The organism is Kordia periserrulae, from assembly GCF_003054265.1.
GTDB lineage: Bacteria > Bacteroidota > Bacteroidia > Flavobacteriales > Flavobacteriaceae > Kordia > Kordia periserrulae.
On the sequence record NZ_QBKT01000036.1, the window covers coordinates 1 to 1,178 of the forward strand.

The following is a 1,178-nucleotide window of genomic DNA, read 5'->3' on the forward strand; positions in this document are numbered from 1 at the left end:
GACTTGTGATACTATCAAAAAGTCCAAAAGCGCTCACCTATTTACAGACCGAAAATGGATTTACAACCATCAAAGCATTTCTAGGAATTTAAAAAGTTAAGCCAAATGAGCAAATTAGGAAATCCAATCGTTACAGGCGTTATCGGCAATACCGTATCGAACAATGCATTACTTATAGGCGGTACACTTGCGGCGGTATATGCTTGGCACAAAATCCCAAAATATCTAAAGCGCAAACGTGCCGAACGCTACGCACGCGCTAATATTGGAAATCCTGTAGTGACTGCCGCAGCTATCATTCATGAGTCTTTTGCGCGTATTGGATTCAGAGATGGACTCTTTAGCTACTTACTTCCTGAATTTGACATCTTTACCGATGAAGCAGCGCTGATGAATATCGCATCACAAATAGACGATATCAAACAAGTAGCACAGGCGTATGCCATTCTATTTGACAGGGATTTATTTACCGATACCCTAAACGGTTTATCTACTGATGAACTCTCAAGCTTTTACAACGCCATACGCGCACCAAATTACAATACAAATCCGCAGATTGATAGCGGCTACTATTTGATAGGAGATTATCTGTATTGCGCTAAAAAGTCAGGGATTCAAGTGCCGCAAGTGGAATTACAGAGTGATGGTTCATGGATAACCACAGAGAAACTCTACGGAAATTACAAGCACAAGGATTTTATCGGAGAAGTGATTGCCACAGATATCTATGCGCCTGAAAACAAACGCTATTACCTTGTTCAATGGTGTGCAATATGGGGATTGTGGTGCTATCAGGGAGTCGTTTGGAGCGACCAAGTTATTAATTATAAAATCTAAAAGAAAATGAGTCAATTCAATATCAACAGCGTTTGCACCGAATATAGTACAGGCATCCGCGTACAAGGACAAGTATTTGACGCGACAACCAATGAAACCTTGCCTTTAGCCAATGTATATGTCGATGTAGACACCACCATAGGAACGGCAGCGGATATGGATGGAAACTTTAGCATACAAGTTCCCAAAGGAACTACCCTTGTGGTGAGTTTTACAGGATACCATCCGTTTAAATTCATGGCAGAAGAAGGATTTACAGAGGTCTATCTGCAAACAGATGACCAGCTTGATACCGTTGTCATTCACGGACAAAACAAAAAGAAGAATTACAATTGGCTTTG

The 1,178-nt window shown here is 40.9% G+C and carries 2 protein-coding genes; both read left to right on the forward strand.

What is annotated here, in order from left to right:
• Nucleotides 1–105: 105 nt before the first annotated feature.
• The gene (locus C8N46_RS20080) at nt 106–837 is read left to right on the forward strand and encodes a hypothetical protein (protein WP_108116885.1); all 732 of its coding nucleotides are present in this window, start codon (nt 106–108) and stop codon (nt 835–837) included.
• Nucleotides 838–843: 6 nt separating this feature from the next.
• Nucleotides 844–1,178 (forward strand): carboxypeptidase-like regulatory domain-containing protein (locus tag C8N46_RS20085; protein WP_146169922.1); only part of this gene is annotated, 335 nt, incomplete at its 3' end.